The sequence below is a fragment of the Mycolicibacterium rutilum genome (genome assembly GCF_900108565.1).
Classification (GTDB): domain Bacteria; phylum Actinomycetota; class Actinomycetes; order Mycobacteriales; family Mycobacteriaceae; genus Mycobacterium; species Mycobacterium rutilum.
Map to the genome: position 1 here is coordinate 345,763 of NZ_LT629971.1, position 19,877 is coordinate 365,639.

17 protein-coding genes are annotated in these 19,877 nt (G+C 68.3%); 12 read left to right on the top strand and 5 right to left on the bottom strand.

Going from position 1 to position 19,877, the window contains the following annotated elements; translation table 11 throughout:
* Nucleotides 1-16 precede the first annotated feature (16 nt).
* Nucleotides 17-1,318 (top strand): HNH endonuclease signature motif containing protein, encoded by a 1,302-nt coding sequence (locus BLW81_RS01610; RefSeq protein WP_083405676.1) that lies wholly within the window; start codon nt 17-19, stop codon nt 1,316-1,318.
* A gap of 160 nt (nt 1,319-1,478) precedes the next feature.
* Here BLW81_RS01610 and BLW81_RS01615 read toward each other — a convergent pair whose 3' ends face one another.
* Nucleotides 1,479-2,345, bottom strand: a complete 867-nt coding sequence (locus BLW81_RS01615) for an alpha/beta fold hydrolase (RefSeq protein ID WP_083410256.1) — start codon at nt 2,343-2,345, stop codon at nt 1,479-1,481.
* A 63-nt stretch (nt 2,346-2,408) separates the two neighbouring features.
* Here BLW81_RS01615 and BLW81_RS01620 point away from each other — a divergent pair, with 63 nt between their 5' ends.
* Nucleotides 2,409-3,038 (top strand): winged helix-turn-helix transcriptional regulator, encoded by a 630-nt coding sequence (locus BLW81_RS01620; RefSeq protein WP_083405677.1) that lies wholly within the window; start codon nt 2,409-2,411, stop codon nt 3,036-3,038.
* Here the strand turns inward: BLW81_RS01620 and BLW81_RS01625 are convergent.
* Genes BLW81_RS01625 through fdh form a run of 4 tightly spaced genes read right to left on the bottom strand, consistent with a single transcriptional unit; the run spans nt 3,028 to nt 9,507 of the window.
* Nucleotides 3,028-4,365 (bottom strand): MFS transporter, encoded by a 1,338-nt coding sequence (locus BLW81_RS01625; RefSeq protein ID WP_083405678.1) that lies wholly within the window; start codon nt 4,363-4,365, stop codon nt 3,028-3,030. The genes BLW81_RS01620 and BLW81_RS01625 overlap by 11 nt on opposite strands.
* Complete coding sequence (nrfD, locus tag BLW81_RS01630) at nt 4,362-5,324, bottom strand: NrfD/PsrC family molybdoenzyme membrane anchor subunit (RefSeq protein WP_083405679.1); 963 nt, start codon at nt 5,322-5,324, stop codon at nt 4,362-4,364. The genes BLW81_RS01625 and nrfD overlap by 4 nt, the downstream gene beginning before the upstream one ends.
* Entirely contained in the window at nt 5,324-6,214 is an 891-nt protein-coding gene (locus BLW81_RS01635) for a 4Fe-4S dicluster domain-containing protein (RefSeq protein ID WP_083405680.1), read from the bottom strand. The genes nrfD and BLW81_RS01635 overlap by 1 nt, the downstream gene beginning before the upstream one ends.
* Complete coding sequence (gene fdh / locus BLW81_RS01640; protein ID WP_157897541.1) at nt 6,211-9,507, bottom strand: formate dehydrogenase; 3,297 nt, start codon at nt 9,505-9,507, stop codon at nt 6,211-6,213. The genes BLW81_RS01635 and fdh overlap by 4 nt, the downstream gene beginning before the upstream one ends.
* 81 nt (nt 9,508-9,588) lie before the next feature.
* Between fdh and BLW81_RS01650 the strand changes: the two genes are divergently transcribed.
* The 10 genes from BLW81_RS01650 to BLW81_RS01695 all read left to right on the top strand — a co-directional run bounded on the left by BLW81_RS01650 (nt 9,589) and on the right by BLW81_RS01695 (nt 19,868).
* Complete coding sequence (locus tag BLW81_RS01650) at nt 9,589-10,428, top strand: glycoside hydrolase family 16 protein (RefSeq protein ID WP_083410257.1); 840 nt, start codon at nt 9,589-9,591, stop codon at nt 10,426-10,428.
* A gap of 23 nt (nt 10,429-10,451) precedes the next feature.
* Entirely contained in the window at nt 10,452-11,909 is a 1,458-nt protein-coding gene (locus tag BLW81_RS01655; protein WP_083405683.1) for a glycosyltransferase family 39 protein, read from the top strand.
* A 39-nt stretch (nt 11,910-11,948) separates the two neighbouring features.
* Nucleotides 11,949-14,693 (top strand): helix-turn-helix transcriptional regulator, encoded by a 2,745-nt coding sequence (locus BLW81_RS01660; RefSeq protein ID WP_083405684.1) that lies wholly within the window; start codon nt 11,949-11,951, stop codon nt 14,691-14,693.
* A 187-nt stretch (nt 14,694-14,880) separates the two neighbouring features.
* The gene (locus BLW81_RS01665) at nt 14,881-15,666 is read left to right on the top strand and encodes an SDR family NAD(P)-dependent oxidoreductase (RefSeq protein WP_083405685.1); all 786 of its coding nucleotides are present in this window, start codon (nt 14,881-14,883) and stop codon (nt 15,664-15,666) included.
* A 45-nt stretch (nt 15,667-15,711) separates the two neighbouring features.
* Nucleotides 15,712-16,539, top strand: coding sequence for an alpha/beta fold hydrolase (locus BLW81_RS01670; RefSeq protein ID WP_083405686.1), 828 nt, complete (start codon nt 15,712-15,714; stop codon nt 16,537-16,539).
* Between the two features lie 3 nt (nt 16,540-16,542).
* On the top strand, nt 16,543-17,007 hold the full coding sequence (locus BLW81_RS01675; RefSeq protein WP_083405687.1) for a nuclear transport factor 2 family protein: 465 nt from the start codon (nt 16,543-16,545) through the stop codon (nt 17,005-17,007).
* An 11-nt stretch (nt 17,008-17,018) separates the two neighbouring features.
* Nucleotides 17,019-17,993 (top strand): NADP-dependent oxidoreductase, encoded by a 975-nt coding sequence (locus tag BLW81_RS01680; protein ID WP_083410258.1) that lies wholly within the window; start codon nt 17,019-17,021, stop codon nt 17,991-17,993.
* Between the two features lie 14 nt (nt 17,994-18,007).
* Nucleotides 18,008-18,577: an HD domain-containing protein gene (locus BLW81_RS01685; protein ID WP_235632148.1), complete on the top strand. Its 570-nt coding sequence runs from the start codon at nt 18,008-18,010 to the stop codon at nt 18,575-18,577.
* A complete protein-coding gene (locus BLW81_RS01690; RefSeq protein ID WP_083405688.1) occupies nt 18,574-19,452 on the top strand; it encodes an SDR family NAD(P)-dependent oxidoreductase in 879 nt (292 codons plus the stop codon). Before BLW81_RS01685 ends, BLW81_RS01690 begins: the two co-directional genes overlap by 4 nt.
* On the top strand, nt 19,449-19,868 hold the full coding sequence (locus BLW81_RS01695) for a nitroreductase family deazaflavin-dependent oxidoreductase (RefSeq protein ID WP_083405689.1): 420 nt from the start codon (nt 19,449-19,451) through the stop codon (nt 19,866-19,868). The genes BLW81_RS01690 and BLW81_RS01695 overlap by 4 nt, the downstream gene beginning before the upstream one ends.
* Nucleotides 19,869-19,877 lie beyond the last annotated feature (9 nt).

Sequence of the window (19,877 nt, forward strand, 5' to 3'; positions counted from 1 at the left end):
TTGGCATGATGCGGGTATGGCTTCGGCGACGGCATCTGATGACGCTCCGGCGGTGAGTCGCGGGGACCGGTTGTTGAAGTTGTATGAGCGGTTGGCGGAATTGTCAGGCCAGCGCAACGCCATCGACGGTCAGATCGTGGAGATCGTCGCCGAGATCGACCGCGACGGTTTGTGGGCCGGCACGGGGCTCAAGTCGGTCAAAGCGTTGGTGGCCTGGAGACTGGGCATGTCGGAAACCACCGCGGGCAATGTGGCCGCCGTCGCCGATCGCTACGACGAGTTCCCGCGCTGCACCACCGAGATGCGCGAAGGCCGGCTGTCGTTGGATCAAGTCGGTGTCATCGCCGCGCACGCCGGCGAGGGCTCTGATGATCACTATGCCGATTTCGCGGCGGTGGCCACGGTGCGCCAAATACGCAAAGCGCTCAGCTTGGAGGTGCGCCCCGAACCCGAGCGCGAACCCGAACCCGAGTTCAAGCGATCGTTCTCCAGAAGCAGCGGCGACAACTACACGACGTATCGCATCACCGTGCCGAATCTGGAAGCGGCCAAGGTCGATGCCGCGTTGGCCTCGCACCGCGACGCATTGATCAACGAGTACCGCCGCGATCACGGCCCCGATACCGCCGGTGATCCCGACGCCCCCAGTTTTGCGGCCAGCGGCCAATACGAACGCGAAAAAGCCCAGGGCACCAAGCCGCCGTTTCCGACGTTGACCGATGCGTTCATGCGGATGGTCGAAACCGCCTGGGACGCCGAGGTCGCGCGGCGCCCCCACAGCGCGCACACCACGGTCATGGTGCATCTCGATGTCGACAAACGCGCCAGCTGGATCCACGCCGGCCCCGCCCTCTCCGACGCCGATCGCCAATATCTGTTGTGTGACGCCGACTGCGAGATCTGGCTCGAACAACGCGGACAGGTCATCGGCACCGGCCGCAGCACCCGGGTGATCAGCCGCCGGCTGCGCCGCGCACTGGAATACCGCAACAACACCTGCGCAGTCCCGGGCTGCGGAGCCACCCGCGGCCTGCACGCCCACCACATTCAGCATTGGGAAGACGGCGGAGTAACCGAACTGCACAACCTGGTGCTGGTGTGCCCGCACCACCACCGCATGCATCACCGCGGCGAAATCACCATCCGCGCACCCGCCGACCAACTCGTCGTCTGCGACCGCGACGGCGACCCCATCACCAACGCCTCCCTGGCCCGACCACCCACCCAACCCCCACCGGCCGTCCCACCCTGGCACGGACCCCTCGGCCAACGCGCCGAATGGTGGTGGTACGAACCCTACAAACCCTCACCGAACTAACCCCTCGAAACACTTAGCAGCATCGACACATTCGATGCCGCCCATCCCTGCACGCCGACCCCCTCGCAGAACTACATCCAGTCGTAATTGAGCGACATTGTCGCCACAAGGCTGGCAAGAAGGAGGGTGCAGGCCGACACCGCATCAAATACCGAGGTACTCAGCGCCCCCACGCGCGGATGGCCGCAGCGAACTTGGTCGGCGCGTCGGACTGGACGAAGTGGCCCGCGCCTTCGACAATGACGGTCCGATGGTCGGCCAAGGTCTGCTCCCAGCGCCGAAGTTCTCTGTCCCCGAACGCGATGTCGGCGTCGCCCCAGATGATCAGGGTCGGCAATGTGGCGAGATTGCCGAGCCCGGCTTCGACGCCGGCGAGAAACGCTCTGCTGGCGGTGATCTCGCGGGGGAAGATCGCCGACGGGTCACGCCTCGCTCCGCTGTCGAGGGCCTTTTGGTAATGCCTCATCTCGTCGCGATTGGGCTTGGTCAATCGATGCCCCGCGGGGATCATCACGTTGACGAACAGGTTGAACTGCCGGATCAGTAGGCGTCCGATCGGGCTGCCCATCACGTGCGACATCACCTGAACATGCGGGGCGCCGATGGGCCACGCCCACGTGTTGGCCAGCACCAACTGCTCGAACACCGCCGGTCGGTTCTGCACGGCCGCCAACCCGATGGGCCCACCCCAGTCGTGAGCCACCAGCGTGACTCCCGTCAGCCCCAGCGCGTCGATGAACGCGGTCAGTACCTCAACGTGTTCGACCGGCAGATAGCCATATCCCGGACCGGCCGTGGACAGTCCGAAGCCCGGGAAGTCGACGGCGACACAACGAAATTCGTCCCGCAGTGATGCGATGCCGTCGCGATAGACGAACGACCACGTGGGGTTGCCGTGCAGGAACAGCAGCGTAGGGCCCGACCCCTCATCCACGTAGTGAACGGTGTGACCGTCAATCTCGATAAATCGGCTCTCGAACGAGAACAGCGTGTCGTCGACCCACCCGGGCCTTTCTTTGACAGCCATCTCCACCCCTTCCCTCAACTGCTTGATATAATCAAGTGCGCTTTAGATTAACAAGTGAGGGCGATGAGTCGAGGTTACGGCCAATATTGCGGGCTGGCCCGGGCGCTGGACGTCGTCGGCGACCGGTGGAACCTGCTGATCGTGCGCCAACTGCTGGTCACGCCCGCGCGCTACCGCGATCTACGCCAGGCGCTGCCCGGGATTGCCACCAACCTGCTCGCCGACCGGCTCCGCGATCTCGAGACCGCCGGTGTCCTCGAGCGGCGATTGGGCGATGACGGCGCCGTCACCTATGCGCTCACCGATTGGGGTGCACAACTGCGCGAGCCGGTCGAGGGACTCATCCGCTGGTCGACACCGATGATGGTCCGCGGCCCCGAGGGCGACGAGTTCCGTCACGAATGGCTGACCCTCGCGCTGCCCGCCCTGTTCGCCGGCCGTCGTACCGACCGAACAGTGACCGTCGGCGTGGCCGTCGACGGCGGCGTCGTGCAGGTCCACGGCACCCCCGCCGGCATCGAGGTGACCCTGCCCGACATCGCCGAATTCGATGCTGTGCTGAGAGCCGACGCCCAGATCGTGCTCGGGCTCGCCACCGGGATGCTCACGCTCGACGACATGGCCGAGCTCGTCGACATTGACGGCGACAAGGCTGCCGTCCGAACACTTTTCGACGCGTCGACTAGCGGATGAACGCCGCACCCCGCTCGCGGTCCAGGTACGTCTCCGACTTGTTCTTCAGGAAGAACACATAGACCACCAGCGACACCGCGACACACACCGTGACGTACCCGATGAACAGCGGCACCTGGTCCCGCTCCTTGAGCGCCTGGTAGATCAGCGGGGCGGTGCCGCCGAAGATCGAGTTCGCCAGCGCATAGCCCACGCCCACACCGAGCGCCCGCACCCGCGCCGGGAACAACTCCGACTTGACCAGCGCGTTGATCGACGTGTAGCCGGTGAGGATCACGTAACCGACCGCGACGAGCAGGAAAGACGTGAGCGGCGAACGGGATTCGGGCAGATACGTGATCAGGATGTAGGTGTAGATCAGTCCGCCGAAGCCGAACCACAGCAGCAGCGGTTTGCGGCCCACCTTGTCGCTGATCATCCCGCCGACCGGCTGCAGCAGCATCAGGAAGATCAACCCGACCAGGTTGATCCAGGTGCCCGTCATCCCCTCGCCCTTGTACGCCGTCTTCACGATCGCCGGCGCGTTGACGCTGTAGGTGTAGAACGCGACCGTGCCACCCAGCGTGATCAGGAAGCACATCAGCAGCGGCTTCCAGTAGCGGGTGAACAGCTCGCGCATCGAACCGGCTCCCGTGTCCTCGCCGGCCTTCGTCGCCTCGATGACCTCCTCGGACAGCGACTCGTCCATCGTGCGCCGCAGCCAGAACACCACGACCGCCGCGACGCCACCGATCGCAAACCCGATGCGCCAACCGAAATCTCGCAACTGGTCGTCGGTCAAGAACGCATCCAGCACCAGCAGCGTGAACTGCGCCAGCACGTGACCGCCCACCAGCGTGACGTACTGGAACGACGAGAAGAACCCGCGACGCTCGCGGGTCGCCGCCTCCGACATGTACGTCGCCGACGTCCCGTACTCGCCGCCGGTCGCGAAGCCCTGCAGCAGCCGGGCCAGCACGAGGACGATCGGCGCGGCCAGCCCGATCGTCGCCTGCGACGGCACCAGCGCGATCACCGCCGAACACAACGCCATCAGCGACACGCTGACCGTCAGCGCCGCACGCCTGCCCCGGCGGTCGGCGAACCGCCCGAAGAACCAGGATCCGACCGGCCGCATCACGAACGTCACCGCGAAGATCGCATACACGTAGACGGTCGAGTTCTTCTCGGACTCGGCGAAGAACTGTCCTTCGAAGTACGAGGCGAACACCGTGTAGATGTAGACGTCGTACCACTCGACGAGGTTGCCCGACGAGCCGCGGATCGTGTTCCAGATCGCCCGCCGCGTCTCAGCGGGCGTCGACCGCGGCCGCTCGGTTGTCGTCAACGTGTACCTCTAGACGTCTCGCGGGGCCGGGAAGACTCGAGGCGCTCGCGCTGCGGGACCACCACGTACTTCGGGTCTTTGGTCGACGCGACGCCGGCCTCGAACACCGCGAACCGCTGCAGCGCGCTGCCCGCGAGCAATGCCGCGCCCGACGCGGCCAGCACCGCGCGGTTGCGTCCGACCACCGCGCCGAGCGCTCCCCCGACGGTCAGCGCCTCCGACAGTTGCCGCAGCCGGTGGGGCCGCCCGGTCGTGTAGGCCTCGCCCTCGATCCCGAGCCGACGTTCCATGGTGCGCGACGCCGCGACCTCCATGCCCGCGCCCAGCACCGCCATGCGTCGCGCCGGACCGGTCTCGCCGTACGGCGCCAACAGCATTCCCAATCCGGCGCCGCTGGCCGCCGCCGATCCGGTGAACACGAACGGCAGATACGGGTGCGCTTCCTTCCAAGCCGGAACGGCCGTGTGGGACAACAACACCGCGGTGTACGACGCCACCCCCGGCGCTGTCGCCGCCGCCCAGATGCCGGCCGGGCGCGCGACGACATCGACCAGCCTGCCCAGCCAAGTCCGCCGCAGCCGGCGCGGCATCATCTCCGCGACGCCGACCACGCCGGCTCCCGGCCCGTACGCCGACAGGATCCAGGTGCCCATGCTCATCGGCGAGCTCGGCTTGGCCACCCGCAGCATGTGGTGGAACCGCTCCGGGCGGCCGAGGTCGGCGATCAGGAAGTACAGGCTCGCCAAAACGCTGACCAGCGAACCGATTCGGCTCACCTTGCGCAGCTGCGGGCGACCGGTCAGGTCGGCGCCGGCCGCGAGCATCGCCGATCCGGCCGAGAGCCCGCCGCAGAACAGGTAGGCCGCGATCATCCAGTTCCACACCGGGCTCTTGAGGATCTGCCTGCCGTAGTAGGACCGGAATTCGGCCTTCGGCACGTTGAGCTGTTCGCGTGGCATCAGCGTTTCCGCCCGAAGAAGGACGACACCGCGATGCCCACGAGCGCCGACGCCGCCATCCCGGCGTAGCGCCACATCGCGCCGGCGTCGCGCGTCGGCACCACCGGATCGGGCGGCAACCCGTACACCTCGGGCTCGTCGAGCAGCAGGAAGAACGCGCCGTCGCCACCGACGCCGTCGTTGGGGTCCTCGCCGTAGAGCCGGGCCTCGGTCACGCCGCGCTCGTGTAACTCGTTGACGCGCAACGCCGCCCGCTCGCGCAGCTCGTCGAGCACGCCGAACTGGATGGAGTCCGTCGGGCAGGCCTTCGCGCAGGCCGGTTCGAGCCCGTCGCGCAGCCGGTCGTAGCACAGGGTGCACTTCCAGGCGCGACCGTCGCCCTCGCGCCGCTCGATCACCCCGTACGGGCAGCCCGACACGCAATACCCGCAGCCATTGCAGATGTCCTGCTGCACAACGACGGTCGCGAACTCGGTGCGGAACAGCGCGCCGGTCGGGCACACGTCGAGACACCCGGCGTGCGTGCAGTGTTTGCACACGTCGCTGCTCATCAGCCAGCGGAAGTCCTGGCGCGTCTCGGCGCTCATCGTGTCGCCGGGGCGGTCGAAGCCCGGCATACCAAGATCCACCCGCTCCCGGGAAGGCTGCTCGATGAACGCCACGTGCCGCCACGAGTTCGCGCCCAGTTCGCCGGTGTTGTCGAACGACATGCCGAGCAGGTTGAACCCATCGTCCGGGACGCCGTTCCACTCCTTGCACGCCACCTCGCAGGCCTTGCAGCCGATGCACACCGAGGTGTCGGTGAAGAACCCCATCCTCGGCGGGTGCTCGCCGTAGCCGGCGTCAGCGGCGACGTCGTCCAGCGGGCCGTAGAAGCTATTGGTACTCATGGCTTCTCCTCGGTGTGGTCGGTCGACGCCTCGGTCGTGTCGAGTTTCGTACCGGTGTCGATCGTGATGCGCGCGCGGTCCCGGTACATCGCGATGTACTCCAGCAGCGCCGGGCCGCGGGGCCGACGGCCGGGCTGGATGTCGCACGTCGCAACCTTGCTCTCCTGAATGAAGACGTTCGGGTCGGCCACCACACCGAGCAGGTCGTTCACGACGTCGCCGTCGATCAACCCGACGTTGCCCCAGTGGTACGGCATCCAGATCTGGTGTACGACGCGGTCCTCGATGCGCAGCGGCCGCATCCGGTCGGTGACGAACACCCGTGCGTCGACCGCGGCGCGGCTGGTGATCACGTGCGCCCAATCCATGTGTGTCAGGCCGCGTTCGGTGGCCAGCTCGGGTGACACCTCGACGAACAGGCCGGGCTGCAGCTCGCTCAGATACGGCAGCTGGCGGCTCATCCCGCCCGCGGTGTGATGCTCGGTGAGCCGCGCGGCGGTGAAGACGAACGGGAACACGTCACCGTGCAATTCGGGCGGTGACGGATTCGACGGGTTGTCGGCCCGCCCGTACACCTTGCGCGCCGGGTTGCCCTGCTGTTTGTAGAACGCGTTGGGCACCGGCGACTCGTGCGGTTCGTAGTGTGTCGGCATCGGACCGTCGGCCACCCCGTTCGGCGCGAACAGCCAACCCTTGCCGTCGGCCTGCATCACGAACGCGTCGTCGCCGCGCAGTGCCTCGACACCGACTGCGCCGCTGGGCGGTTCGTAGTCCGGCGGCTTGGTCTTCTCGAAGTCGGGGACGTCGTAGCCCGTCCACTCCCCCTTGTCGGGGTCCCACCAGATCAGCTTCTTGCGCTCGCTCCACGGCCGGCCCTGCGGATCGGCCGACGCGCGGTTGTAGAGCACGCGGCGGTTCATCGGCCACGTCCAACCCCACTCGGACTCGTACGGGCCCTGCTGGTCGTGTGGCACCCGGCGGGCGGCCTGGTTCACGTCGTCGGCGTAGACCCCGCTGTAGATCCAGCATCCGCACATCGTGGAGCCGTCGGCCTTGAGCGACAGGTAGTTGTCGACGGCGCGGCCGGTGGTCAGGTCGACACCGCTGATGCGCCGCAGCACGTCCTCGCCGGAAGGTTCGTCGCCGTGCAGCTCGTAGTCCCACGAGAGGTTCAGCAGCGGCTTGTCGCGCTCATCGGTTGAGCCGGCGAGCTTTTCGCGCAGGATGCGGCCGAGGTGGTAGAAGAACCACAGCTCCGAACGGGCGTCGCCCGGCGGTTCGACGGCCTGGTCGCGCCACTGCAGCATGCGCTGGGTCTGGGTGAAAGTGCCGGACTTCTCGACGTGCGACGCCGCCGGAAACAGGAACACCTCGGTGCGGCACGTCTCCGGGCTGATCTCGCCGGTCTCGATCTCGGGGGCGTTCTTCCAGAACGTCGCGCTCTCGATCTCGACGAGGTCGCGCACCACCAGCCAGTCGAGGTTGGCCATGCCGAGGCGCTGCAACCGGCCGTGCGCCGACCCGACCGCCGGGTTCTGCCCGAGCAGGAAGTAGCCGAACACCTTGCCGTCGACCATGTCCATCACCGTGCGGTACGTGCCGTGGTCGCCGTTGATGCGGGGCAGATAATCGAAACAGAAGTCGTTGTCGGCGGTGGCGTGCTCGCCCCAGTACTCCTTGAGCAGCGACACCATGTAGGTATCGGCGTTGTGCCAGAAGCCTTTCTGGTTGCGGCTCTTGATGTCGTCGAGGTAGTCGGCCAGCGTCTCCTGACCGGCGTGCGGCATCGCGAGATAACCGGGCAGCAGGTTGAACAGCGTCGGCACGTCGGTCGAGCCCTGGATGCTGGCATGCCCGCGCAGCGCGAACACCCCGCCGCCGGGACGGCCGATGTTGCCCAGCAGCAGCTGGATGATCGCCCCGGCGCGGATGAACTGCGCGCCCATCGTGTGCTGGGTCCACCCGACGCTGTAGACCAGCGCCGCGGTGCGTTCGCGCCCGGAGTTCTCCGTCCAGGCGCGCGCGATGTCGAGGAAGTCCTCCGCGGCGACACCGCACACCCGCTCGACCATCTCCGGGGTGTAGCGGGCGTAGTGCCGCTTGAGGATCTGGAAGACGCAGCGCGGGTGTTGCAGCGTCGGGTCGTTGGGGATGTCGCCCGCGCCGCCCTCGACCGGCGGTCCGCCCGAACCGCTTTCGTCGGGCACCGCCTGTTCTTTGGCCGCCGCGCCGCCGGACTCCGGATCGGTGCTTTCGTACTGCCACGTCGACGGGTCGTAGGAGGCGGACTCGTCGTCGTAGCCGGAGAACAGGCCGTCGAGGTCCTCGGCGTCCTGGAAGCGTTCGTCGACGATGAACGACGCGTTCGTGTAGGCGGTGACGTATTCGCGGAAGTCGAGGTCGTTGGACAGGATGTAGTTGATCACCCCGCCGAGGAACGCGATGTCACTGCCGGCGCGCAGCGTCAGGTGCCGGTCGGCGAGCGCGCTGGTGCGGGTGAACCGCGGGTCGACGTGCACGACCTTGGCGCCGCGCGCCTTGGCCTCGACCACCCACTGGAACCCGACCGGATGGGCCTCGGCCATGTTCGAGCCCATGATCACGATGTAGTCCGCGTTGACGAGGTCCTGCTGATAATCCGTCGCCCCGCCGCGACCGAAGGAGGCTCCCAGACCGGGAACCGTGGCGCTGTGTCAAATACGCGCCTGGTTCTCGATCTGTAACGCCCCTAACGCTGTGAACAGCTTCTTGATCAGGTAGTTCTCTTCGTTGTCCAGCGTCGCGCCGCCCAGGCTGGCGATGCCCATGGTGCGGCGCAGCGTGTGACGGTCGGCGTCGAACTGCTGCCAGCCCTTCTCCCGCGCGTCGAGCACCCGGTCGGCGACCATGTTCATCGCCGTGTCGAGGTCGATCTCCTGCCACTCGGTGGCGTACGGCGGGCGGTAGCGCACCTTGGTCAGCCGCTGCGGTCCCGTCACCAGTTGCTTGCTCGCAGAACCCTTGGGGCACAGGCGGCCTCGCGAGATCGGGCTGTCGGGGTTGCCCTCGATCTGGATGACCTTCTCGTCTTTGACGTAGACCTTCTGCGCGCAGCCGACCGCGCAGTACGGGCACACCGAGTGCACGACGCGGTCGGCGTCGACGGTGCGCGGGGTCAGCTCCGCCGAGCGTTTGGACTGGGCGGCCTTACCGCGACCCAACCGGTCCTCGCCGGTGAGCTGGCGATACACCGGCCACGACTGGAACAGCCCCTTGATGTCCACGAAGCCCTCCTTACCCGGCGGTCCCTCCATCAAACCGTGCCACAGATCGCCAGCGTGCCAGAACCCGGCGCGACTCGCCTGTGAACCCTCTATGGTGCTGCTGTGGCCGAAATCGACCGTCGCAGCCTGATGATGATGACCGGGATCGCCGCCATCGGCGCCTCTCTGCCCACACCGGTGGCGAACGCGTCGCCGCTGCGGCCCGCGCCACCAGCGCAACCACCCGTCGCCGCGTCCGGCTCCTACCTGTTCGCCGACGAGTTCGACGGCCCGGCCGGCTCGGCGCCCGACCCGTCGAAGTGGCTGATCCAGAACTGGGACGACCCGGTCACGCCCCCGCTGGCCGGCCACTACCGCGACGACCGTCGCAACGTGTTCGTCGACGGCAATTCCAACCTGGTGCTGTGCGCGACCCGCGAAGGTGACCAGTACTTCAGCGGCAAGGTGCTCAGCCACTTCCGTGGGCAGATCGGCACGACCTGGGAAGCGCGGATCAAGCTCGACTGCATGCACCCGGGCCTGTGGCCCGCCTACTGGCTGCTCAACCAGGACCCGCTGCCCGACGGCGAGGTCGACATCGTCGAGTACTACGGCAACGGCGACTGGCCGCCCGGCACCACCGTGCACGCGGCGTCTAACGGCAAGACGTGGGAGGGCAAGTCGATCCCGCAGCTCGTCGACCCGGCCTGGCACAACTGGCGGGTCAACTGGGCCGAGGACGGGTTCCGGTTCTGGCGCGACTACGTCGACGGCGCCGAGCCGTACTTCTACGTCCCGGCCAAGCCGATCCCGGTGCACGGCCGTCCCGGCGACCTGCGCTGGCCGTTCGGCATCCCGGGCTACTGGATGCAGGCGATCCTCAACCTCGCCGTCGGCGGCACCGGCGGCGGCAACCCCGCCCTGGCGCCGTATCCGTCGGTGATGCTGGTCGACTGGATCCGCGTCTGGTAGACGCACGGGCGCAGCGGCCCTGGGTGGCTCCGCTGCTCGTCGCCGTCCTCGGCGCGGCCGTCAGCCTCGCCGGCGCGGGCCGCCCGTCGTTCTGGTACGACGAGGCCGCCACCATCTCGGCCTCCTACAGCCGCTCGCTGCCCGAGCTGTGGCAGATGCTGCACGACGTGGACGCCGTGCACGGCCTCTACTACGTGCTGATGCACGGCTGGTTCGAGCTGTTCCCGCCGACCGAGTTCTGGTCCCGGGTGCCCAGCGGGCTGGCCGTCGGTGCCGCCGCGGGCGGCGTTGTCGTCTTGGGCACCCAGGTGTCCTCGCGCGCCGTCGGGGTGACCGCGGGCGTGATGTGCGCGATCCTGCCGCGCAGCACCTGGGCAGGCATCGAGGCGCGGCCGTATGCGCTGACGATGGCGTTGGCGGTGTGGCTGGCCGTCGTGCTGGTGTGGGCGCACCGGCGTGAATCCCGCTGGGCCTGGCTGGGTTACGGCGTGCTGCTGGCGGTGTCGGTGGTGCTGGACGTGTACCTGGCGCTGCTGGTTTTCGCGCACGCGGTGTTCGTGCTGGTGTCGCGGCGGCGCACCCCCGCGTTCTGGGTGACGTCGGCGGTGGCGCTGGCGGCGACGGCGCCGTTCGTGGCGCTGGTCGCGGGCCAGGCGCAGCAGATCAGCTGGATCACGCCGATCGGCTGGCGCACCTTCGAAGACGTTGCCGTGCAACAGTATTTCGATCGCGACCCGTACTTCGCGGTGCTGGCCGGGCTGGTGGTGGTCGTGGCCGTGGCGACGCGGCGGCTGGCCGGCCAGCGGGAGGTGGTGGCGCTGGCGGTCGGGTGGATCGTGGCGCCGACGACGGTGATCGTCGCGTACTCGGCGGTCGCCGAACCGCTCTACACGCCGCGATATCTGTGCTTCACCGCGCCTGCGGTCGCGCTGTTGCTCGGGGTGTGCATCGTCGCGGTGAGCCGGTCGGGGTGGGTGGCGGCGGCGGTGGTCGGAGTGTTCGCGGTGCTGACGGCACACAATTACGTTGCGGTGCAACGCGGTCCGTACGCGAAGTACGGGATGGATTACAGCCCGGTGGCCGACCTGATCACCGCGTCGGCGTCGCCCGGGGACTGCCTGCTGGTCAACGACACCGTCACGTTCCATCCCGCACCGATGCGCCCGCTGATGGCCGCGCGGCCCGACGCCTTCCGTCCGCTCGTCGACGTCAGCCTGTGGCAGCGAGCGACCGAGACGCACGCGGTGTTCGACACCAACCTCATCCCCGAGGCCTCCGTCGGGCCGCTGCAGCACTGCGCGACGGTGTGGATCCTCACGCAGGCCGACCCGGCGGCGCCCGCACACGAAACCGGCGTGGCGATCCCGCCGGGTCCGCTGTTCGGCGGCACCCGCGCCTTTGCCGTCACCCACGATCTCGGGCTCCGGCTGGTCGAGCGGTGGCAGTTCAACCTGGTGCAGGTGATCAAGGCTGTGCGCTAAGGGCTTTGCCGAGATCGCGTGGCGGTATAGCGTCGGTCCGTGCAGGTCGGCGATGTCTCGCGAGCCGCGACGCCGCTGACGGGGCGTCGCGACGAGACGGCTGTGCTCGACCGGTTCCTCGATGCCGTGACGTCCGGGGAAAGCCGCGCCCTCGTCATTCGCGGAGACGCCGGAGTCGGGAAGACGGCGCTGCTGGACTACCTGGCGACCCGGGCCACCGGGTGCCGCGTCCTGCGGGCCTCCGGCGTACAGGCCGAAATGGAGTTGGCGTTCGCAGCGCTGCACCAGCTGTGCCTACCGCTGCTGGACCAACTGGACCGGCTGCCCGACAATCAGCACACGGCGTTGAGCGTCGCGCTCGGTGTGACGAGCGGTCCTGCACCCGATCGATTCCTGGTCGGGCTGGCGGTGCTGAACCTGTTCTCGCTCGCTGCAGAGCAGCGACCCCTGGTGTGCCTGATCGACGACGAGCACTGGCTCGACCGCGCCTCAGCACAGGTGCTGGCGTTCGTCGCGCGACGCCTCGGTGCCGAGTCGGTCGGGCTCGTGCTGGCCGCGCGGGAGCCCAGCGACGCGGTCGACGGCCTGCCGGTGCTCGTCGTCAGCGGCCTGCGCGCCGTCGACGCGCGGGCGCTGCTCAACGCGGTGCTGTCAGAGCCCCTCGACGACCGGGTGCGCGATCAGATCGTCGCCGAGACCGGCGGGAACCCGTTGGCCCTGCTGGAGATCCCCCGGTCACTTCCTGCCGGTGAGCTCGCCGGCGGCTTCGGACTTCCTGCGGCAGTGGGCATCTCGGCCGACATGGAGCAGAGGTTCGGGCACCGCATCGAAGCGTTGCCCGCAGCGGCCCGCCGCTTGCTGCTGCTCGCCGCGGCCGAACCGACCGGCGATCTGGGGCTGCTGTGGCGGGCGGCCGAGCTGATAGGGCTCGGCAGGGACGCGATCGCACCGGTCGTCGAGGCCGATCTGGCGACGTTTGCGACGCGGGTCCGGTTCCGGCATCCGCTGGTGCGTTCGGCGACCTACAAGTCCGCGTCGGTCGCCGATCGGCTCGAGGTGCACCGGGTGCTCGCCGAGGCCACCGACGCCGATCTCGATCCCGACCGGCAGGCCTGGCATCTGGCCAACGCCACCCCGGGTCCTGACGAAGCGGTGGCGGAGGAGTTGGTGCGGTCCGCCGACCGGGCGCAGGCCCGCGGCGGGGTCGGGGCGGCGGCGGCGTTTCTGGAGCGTGCCGCGGGGCTGACACCCGACTCCGCGGTGCGGGCGGACCGCGCACTGACCGCCGCAGTGGCCAAGATCCAGGCCGGGGCCTACGACCGCGCGTTGGACCTGCTGGCCATGGCCGAGAGCGAACCCCTGTCCGAGGTCCAGCACGCACGCGTGGACTCCGCGCGGGCTCAGATCGCGTTCGCCACCAGCCACGGCAGCGACGCACCCCCGCTGTTCTTGGCGGCCGCCGAACAACTCAAGGATCACGACGTACAGCTCTGTCGGACAACGTTTCTCGAAGCGTTCCTCGCGTCCATGTTCGCGGGGCGACTCGCGGTGAACGCCACCGTCGGAGAAGTGGCGCACGCCGCCGCAGGCGCACCCGCCGACTCCGCGTCCCCACCCGGTCTTCTGCTCGACTGGCTGGTGACGCACTACACCCGCGGGTACGTCGCCGCCGCGCCAGCGCTCGGTCCGGTGCTCGGCGCGTTCGTCGACGCCCCGGCCGAGCACCTACGGTGGGCCCTATTGGCGTCGACGGCTGCTCATTTCGCCTGGGACGACAACTGTCTGGAAGTCATGACCCGTCGTCACGTCGAGTTGGCGCGCCACACCGGGACACTCAGCGAGCTACCGATCGCGCTCAGCTCGCGTGCCTATCCCCTGCTGTTCTTCGGCAATTTGGCCGAAGCCGCGGCCGTGGTCGACGAGTTGCAGGCCGCCCAGGACGCAACGGGTAGCAGGTTGGCACCGTATGCCGCGTTGGGAGTGGCGGCGCTGCGCGGTGACCGCGAACGGACGTCGGCGCTCATCGACGCCACGGTCACCGAGGTGAGCGGCCGGGGTGAAGGTAACGGGTTGACCGTCGCATGGTGGGCAGAAGCGGTGCTGCACAACGGGATCGGTGACTACCACCGGGCCTTCGCCGCGGCCAGCAGGGCGGCGGCCTTCCCGGGCGAGCTGACCGCGATGCATTGGTCTCTTCCGGAACTCGTCGAGGCGGCGGTGCGCGTCGGAGAGGACGAGGTCGCCGTGCGAGCCGCTGAGGAGCTGGCCACGATGGCCGCCGCGAGTGGCACGCCGTGGGCGCTGGGTGTCGGGTGCCGGGTCCGCGCGCTGGTCGCTGAGGACGCAGACGACGCCGAACGGCTGTACCTGGAGGCTATCGAGCACTTCGAGCGCACCCGGATCCGCACCGAACTCGCCCGCACCCATCTTCTCTACGGGGAATGGCTGCGGCGAGAACGTCGGCGCAGCGACGCCCGTGCGCATCTACGAGTCGCCCACGACATGCTCGGGTCCATGGGCATGGCGGCGTTCGCCGAACGGGCGCGGCGCGAGCTGAAGGCCGTCGGCGACACCGCGCAGAAGATCGACGCCGCGACCGGCGCCGAGCAGCTCACCGCACAGGAGGCGCAGGTCGCCCGGCTGGCCCGCGACGGGCTGTCGAACCCGGAGATCGGGTCTCGGCTGTTCATCAGCGCCCGCACCGTGCAGTACCACCTGAGCAAGGTGTTCACCAAGCTCGGGATCTCCTCGCGTGCGCAACTCGAGCGCGTGCTGCCCGACTGACTCCGCCCGCCCGCCCCTCGCCGAGCGCACGGTTCTGTCCGCATATCCCCAGGTAGGGGTGCACACAAGCGTGCGCTCGGCGAGTCACTGTTCAGGGACTGGCGACTTGGACTGGCCAGTTGCCGATGCGCGGGCCGCGCTCGCGGGTCGACGCTGGGAGCAGGTTGACAGGCAGAAAGAGAACGCTATGGACATGGGTTTGGTGGGCCGACGGGCGTTGGTCACCGGCTCGAGCGCCGGCATCGGAGCGGCGATCGCCGAGATGCTTGCCGAGGAGGGCGCCGCGGTCGTGGTACACGGCCGGGATCGGGACCGCACCGAGGCCGTCGCGCACCGCATCGAGGCCGTCCCGGTTGTCGGTGACCTGAGCACCGACGCCGGCGCCGCGTATGTCGCCGACGCCGCGTCGGCGGGCGGACCGATCGACATCCTGGTCAACAACGCCGGCGGGTACGAGGAACTGTCGTGGAGCGACGCGGTTCCGGAACAGTGGGCGCAGGTCTACCAGGCCAACGTCGTGTCCGGCGTACGGATGATCCGCCACCTGACGCCGGCCATGCGGCAGCGTGGCTGGGGACGGGTCATCCAGATCGGCGGCGGACTCGCCGTGCAGCCGATGGCGATCCAGCCGCACTACCAGGCGACGCTGGCCGCCCGCCACAACCTGACGGTCTCGCTGGCCCGTGAGCTGGCGGGCACCGGGATCACCGCCAACACCGTTGCCCCGGGGGCCATCCTGACCGACCAGGTGGCCGAGCTGTTGATGCGGATCGCGCCCGAGCATGGATGGACGGGCAACCTCAGCGACGTCGAACGCGTGGCGGCCGAATCGTGGATCCCCAACGACGTCGGCCGGTTCGGACGGCCCGACGAAATCGCCGCCGCGGTCGTCTTTCTGGCCGGCAAGCACGCCGACTACATCAGCGGCGCCACCATCCGCGTCGACGGCGGGACCATCCGCAGCGTCGCCTGACCCTGCGGTGAGCAAAAGCACACGGACACAACGAAAGGCCATCCCATGGGAATAGTGCACACCGACGACGGCGCTGACATCTTCTACAAGGACTGGGGCAGCGGTCAGCCGATCGTCTTCAGTCACGGTTGGCCACTGTCAAGCGACGACTGGGACGCACAGATGTTGTTCTTCCTGCAGCGCGGTTACCGCGTGGTGGCCCACGACCGTCGCGGCCACGGCCGCTCTACGCAGACGGCCGGCGGACATGACATGGACCGCTACGCCGATGATCTCGCCACGCTGGTCGACCACCTCGATCTGCACGACGTCATTCACGTCGGTCATTCCGCAGGCGGGGGCGAAGTGGTCCGATACCTGGCCCGACACGGCGAGCAACGCGCCGCCAAGGCGGCCCTGCTGTGCGCGGTGCCACCCCTGATGGTGCAGACCGACACCAACCCCGACGGGCAACCGAAGGCGGTGTTCGACGATCTGCAAGCCCAGTTGGCGGCGAACCGTTCCGAATTCTACCGCAGCGTGGCTTCGGGACCGTTCTACGGCTTCAACCGCCCGCAGGCCCGTTACTCCGAGGCGATCGTCGCCAACTGGTGGCGGCAGGGCATGACCGGGGCGGCCAACGCCCACTATGAGGGGATCGTGGCCTGGTCGCAGACCGACTTCACCGACGACCTGAAGAAGATCACTGTTCCCACACTGGTGATCCACAGTGACGACGACCAGATCGTCCCCTACCGCGCAGCCGGACCGAAGACCGCCGAACTGCTCAAGAACGGCGTCCTCAAGACCTATCACGGCCTGCCGCATGGCTTGCCGACCACTGACGCCGACACCGTGAACGCCGACCTGCTCGCATTCATCGAAAGGAACTGAAGAATGACCACGTTGGCTCCGCCCTTCACCCATGACACCGCGGTCGCGAAAGTCCGTGCGGGAGAGGACCTCTGGAACACGCGCGATCCCGAACGCGTCGCGCTCGGCTACACGCCGGACAGCTGGTGGCGTAACCGGTCGACGTTCCTGCAGGGCCGCGAGCAGATCATCGAGTTCCTGACCGGCAAGTGGGCACGCGAACTGGAGTACCGCCTGATCAAAGAACTGTGGGCGTTCGGCGAGGACCGCATCGCGGTCCGGTTCGCCTACGAGTATCACGACGCCGAGGGGCGCTGGTTCCGTGCATACGGAAACGAGAACTGGGAGTTCGCCGAGAGCGGGCTGATGAAGACCCGGCACGCCAGCATCAACGACGTGGCCATCAGCGAGGAGCAGCGGCTGTTCCACTGGGACCGTTCCGGCCCGCGGCCCGCCGACCACCCCGGCCTCACCGAATTGGGGTTGTAGCCGTGCCGATGATGACGGCGGTCGGTGTGCGCGAGTACGGCGGGCCCGATGCACTCGAACTCGTCGAGGTCCCCCGGCCCGTGACCGGGCCGACGCAGGTGCGGCTGCGCGTACACGCCGCGACGGTCAATCCGGGCGACGTCCTGCTGCGCACCGGCGTTCTGGACGCCGCGCTGCGCGACGGGCCGCTGCGGCCCCCGTACGTGCCGGGGATGGAAGCGGCCGGCGTGGTGGACGAGATTGGGCCCGATGCCCGCACCGACCTGCGAGTCGGCGACCGCGTCATGGCAATCGTCATGCCGATCGACGCCACCGGCGGCGCCTACGCCCAATACCTCGTCGTCGACCCGGACCAGGTGACCCACGTCCCGAACGGGGCGACGCTCGCCGAGGCCGCCACCTTGCCGATGAACGGCCTGACCGCGCGTCTGGCCATCGACCTACTGAATCTGCCTGCCGGAGAGACAATCGCAGTCACGGGCGCCGCGGGAGCCGTCGGCGGATATGCGGTTCAGCTGGCGAAAGTCGACGGTCTGCGCGTCATCGCCGACGCCGCACCCGCCGACGAGAACCTGGTCGTCGCGCTGGGCGCAGATCAGATCGTGCCCCGCGGACCGGGAATCGGAGCGCGCATCAGACAGTGGTGGCCCGAAGGAGTAGCCGCAGCGGTCGACGGGGCGTGGCAGGGCGCAGACGTCGTTCCTGCGCTACGCGACGGCGGTCAGATCGCGGTGCTGCTGCGCGGAGATCGCCCCGACGACCACCGCGACCTGGGCCGGTCTCACGGGATTGACGTGCGCGAGGTTTTCGTCCCGCAGTACACGCATGCCATCGACAAGCTCGAGCAGTTGAAAACGCTTGTCGAGCAGGACAAGTTGACCTTGCGCGTAGCCGCCACCTATCCCGCCGCGAAGGCCGCCGATGCGCATCGGGCCATGGAGGCCGGCGGCGTCCGTGGCCGCATCGTGCTGACGTTCGACCAGTGATGCGAGGACACGTGATGCAACCCATCGTGTCGGAGGCGACCGAGCATGTCCGCACGGTGCTGCACCCGCAGATCTTCAACCACAGTCTGAGGACTCACCTGTTGGGGTTGGAGGCGGCGCGGCGCGACGCAGCCGACATCGATTCGGAAGCACTGCTGCTGGCCGCGCTGTTCCACGACGCCGGCACCGCCGACATCTACGACGGGCCATCGCGATTCGAGGTCGAAGGAGCCGATGCAGCCGCGGAATTCCTCACCGCCCGCGGGTGGGATGCGGTCTCGGTCGATCCGATCTGGGAGGCGATCGCACTGCACACCTCGCCGGGCATCGCCGAACGCCGCGGTCCCGTCCCGCACTACCTGCGCGCGGGTGTGGCCATCGAGTTCGGGTCGCGGCAATTGCGTGCCGAGTACGCGGTGGCGATCGCCGCTGCGGAGGCCCAGCACCCGCGGTCCGGGCTGGATGAAGTCTTGGAGGGCCTGGTCGTCGCGCAGGCGTTACGACAGCCGCAGAAGGCGCAGAGACCCTCCTGGGCAGGCGATCTCGTCGCCGCCCGCAGACACAACGAAAGGACACTGCGATGACAGTTTGGTTCATCACCGGTTCGTCGCGCGGGTTCGGCCGCGCACTGGTCGAGGCGGTGGCACAAAACGGGGACCGGGTAGCGGCGACCGCCCGTCGACCCGAGCAACTCGACGATCTGGTCGCCAAATACGGTTCCGACGCCGTGTTCCCGGTGGCGCTCGACGTCACCGATCCCGCCGCGGTCTCCCGCGCAATCACGACAGCACGCGATCACTTCGGCCGCATCGATGTGGTCGTCAACAACGCCGGTTACGCCAACGTGGCGCCGATCGAAACCGGCGACGAGGACGACTTCCGGCGGCAGTTCGAGACGAACTTCTGGGGTGTCTACCACGTGTCGAAGGCGGTGATCCCGGTGTTGCGCGACCAGGGCGGCGGGCTAATCATCCAGTTCTCGTCGATGGGCGGCCGCGTCGGCGGGTCACCCGGCATCGCGTCCTATCAGGCCGCCAAGTTCGCGATCGACGGGTTCTCCCGCGTGCTGCAGACCGAGACCGCGCCGTTCGGTGTGCGGGTGCTCGTCGTGGAACCCAGCGGGTTCGCCACCGACTGGGCCGGCTCGTCGATGACCGTCGACGCGATCCCCGACCTCTATGCCGATACCGTTGGCGCGATGAACGCCGTGCGGGGCAGCGACGCCATCACCGCCGGCGATCCGCAGCGAGCCGCCGAGATACTGGTGAAAATAGCTGCGCGCAACGACATTCCGTACCACCTCCCGATCGGGGTCACTGCTGTCGACGGGACCCTGCGCCACGACGAGAAGCTGCTGGCCGACGACCGCAAGTGGGCAGCCGTCGGACGGTCGGCCGACTACGGCCAGCCGTACCCCGCCGCCTTTCCGTCCGACAACCTAGAAGGAAAAACCGCATGAGCACAATTGATTTCGACGAGATGAACCGTAACGTCATTCGTGAATTCCGGGAGACCGGCGGCCGCGCGGGCGGGGTGTTCGAGGGCAAGCCGCTGGTGCTGGTGCATCATTTCGGCGCCAAGAGCGGCACAGAGCGGATCGCCCCGCTGGTGCCCTACCTCGACGGCGACCGCATCTACATCTTCGCCAGCAAGGGCGGCGCCGACACGAACCCCGACTGGTATCACAACCTGGTGGCGCATCCGGACATCGCCGTGGAGCTGGGCACCGAGACGTTCCCGGCGACCGCGCGGGTCCTCACCGGACAGGAACGCGACGACATCTACGCCAAACAGGTCGCGGTCGAACCGCAGTTCGGCGACTACCAGCGCAACACGACGCGGGTGATCCCGGTGGTGGAGTTGGTCCGGGCTTAGCTTCTGGGC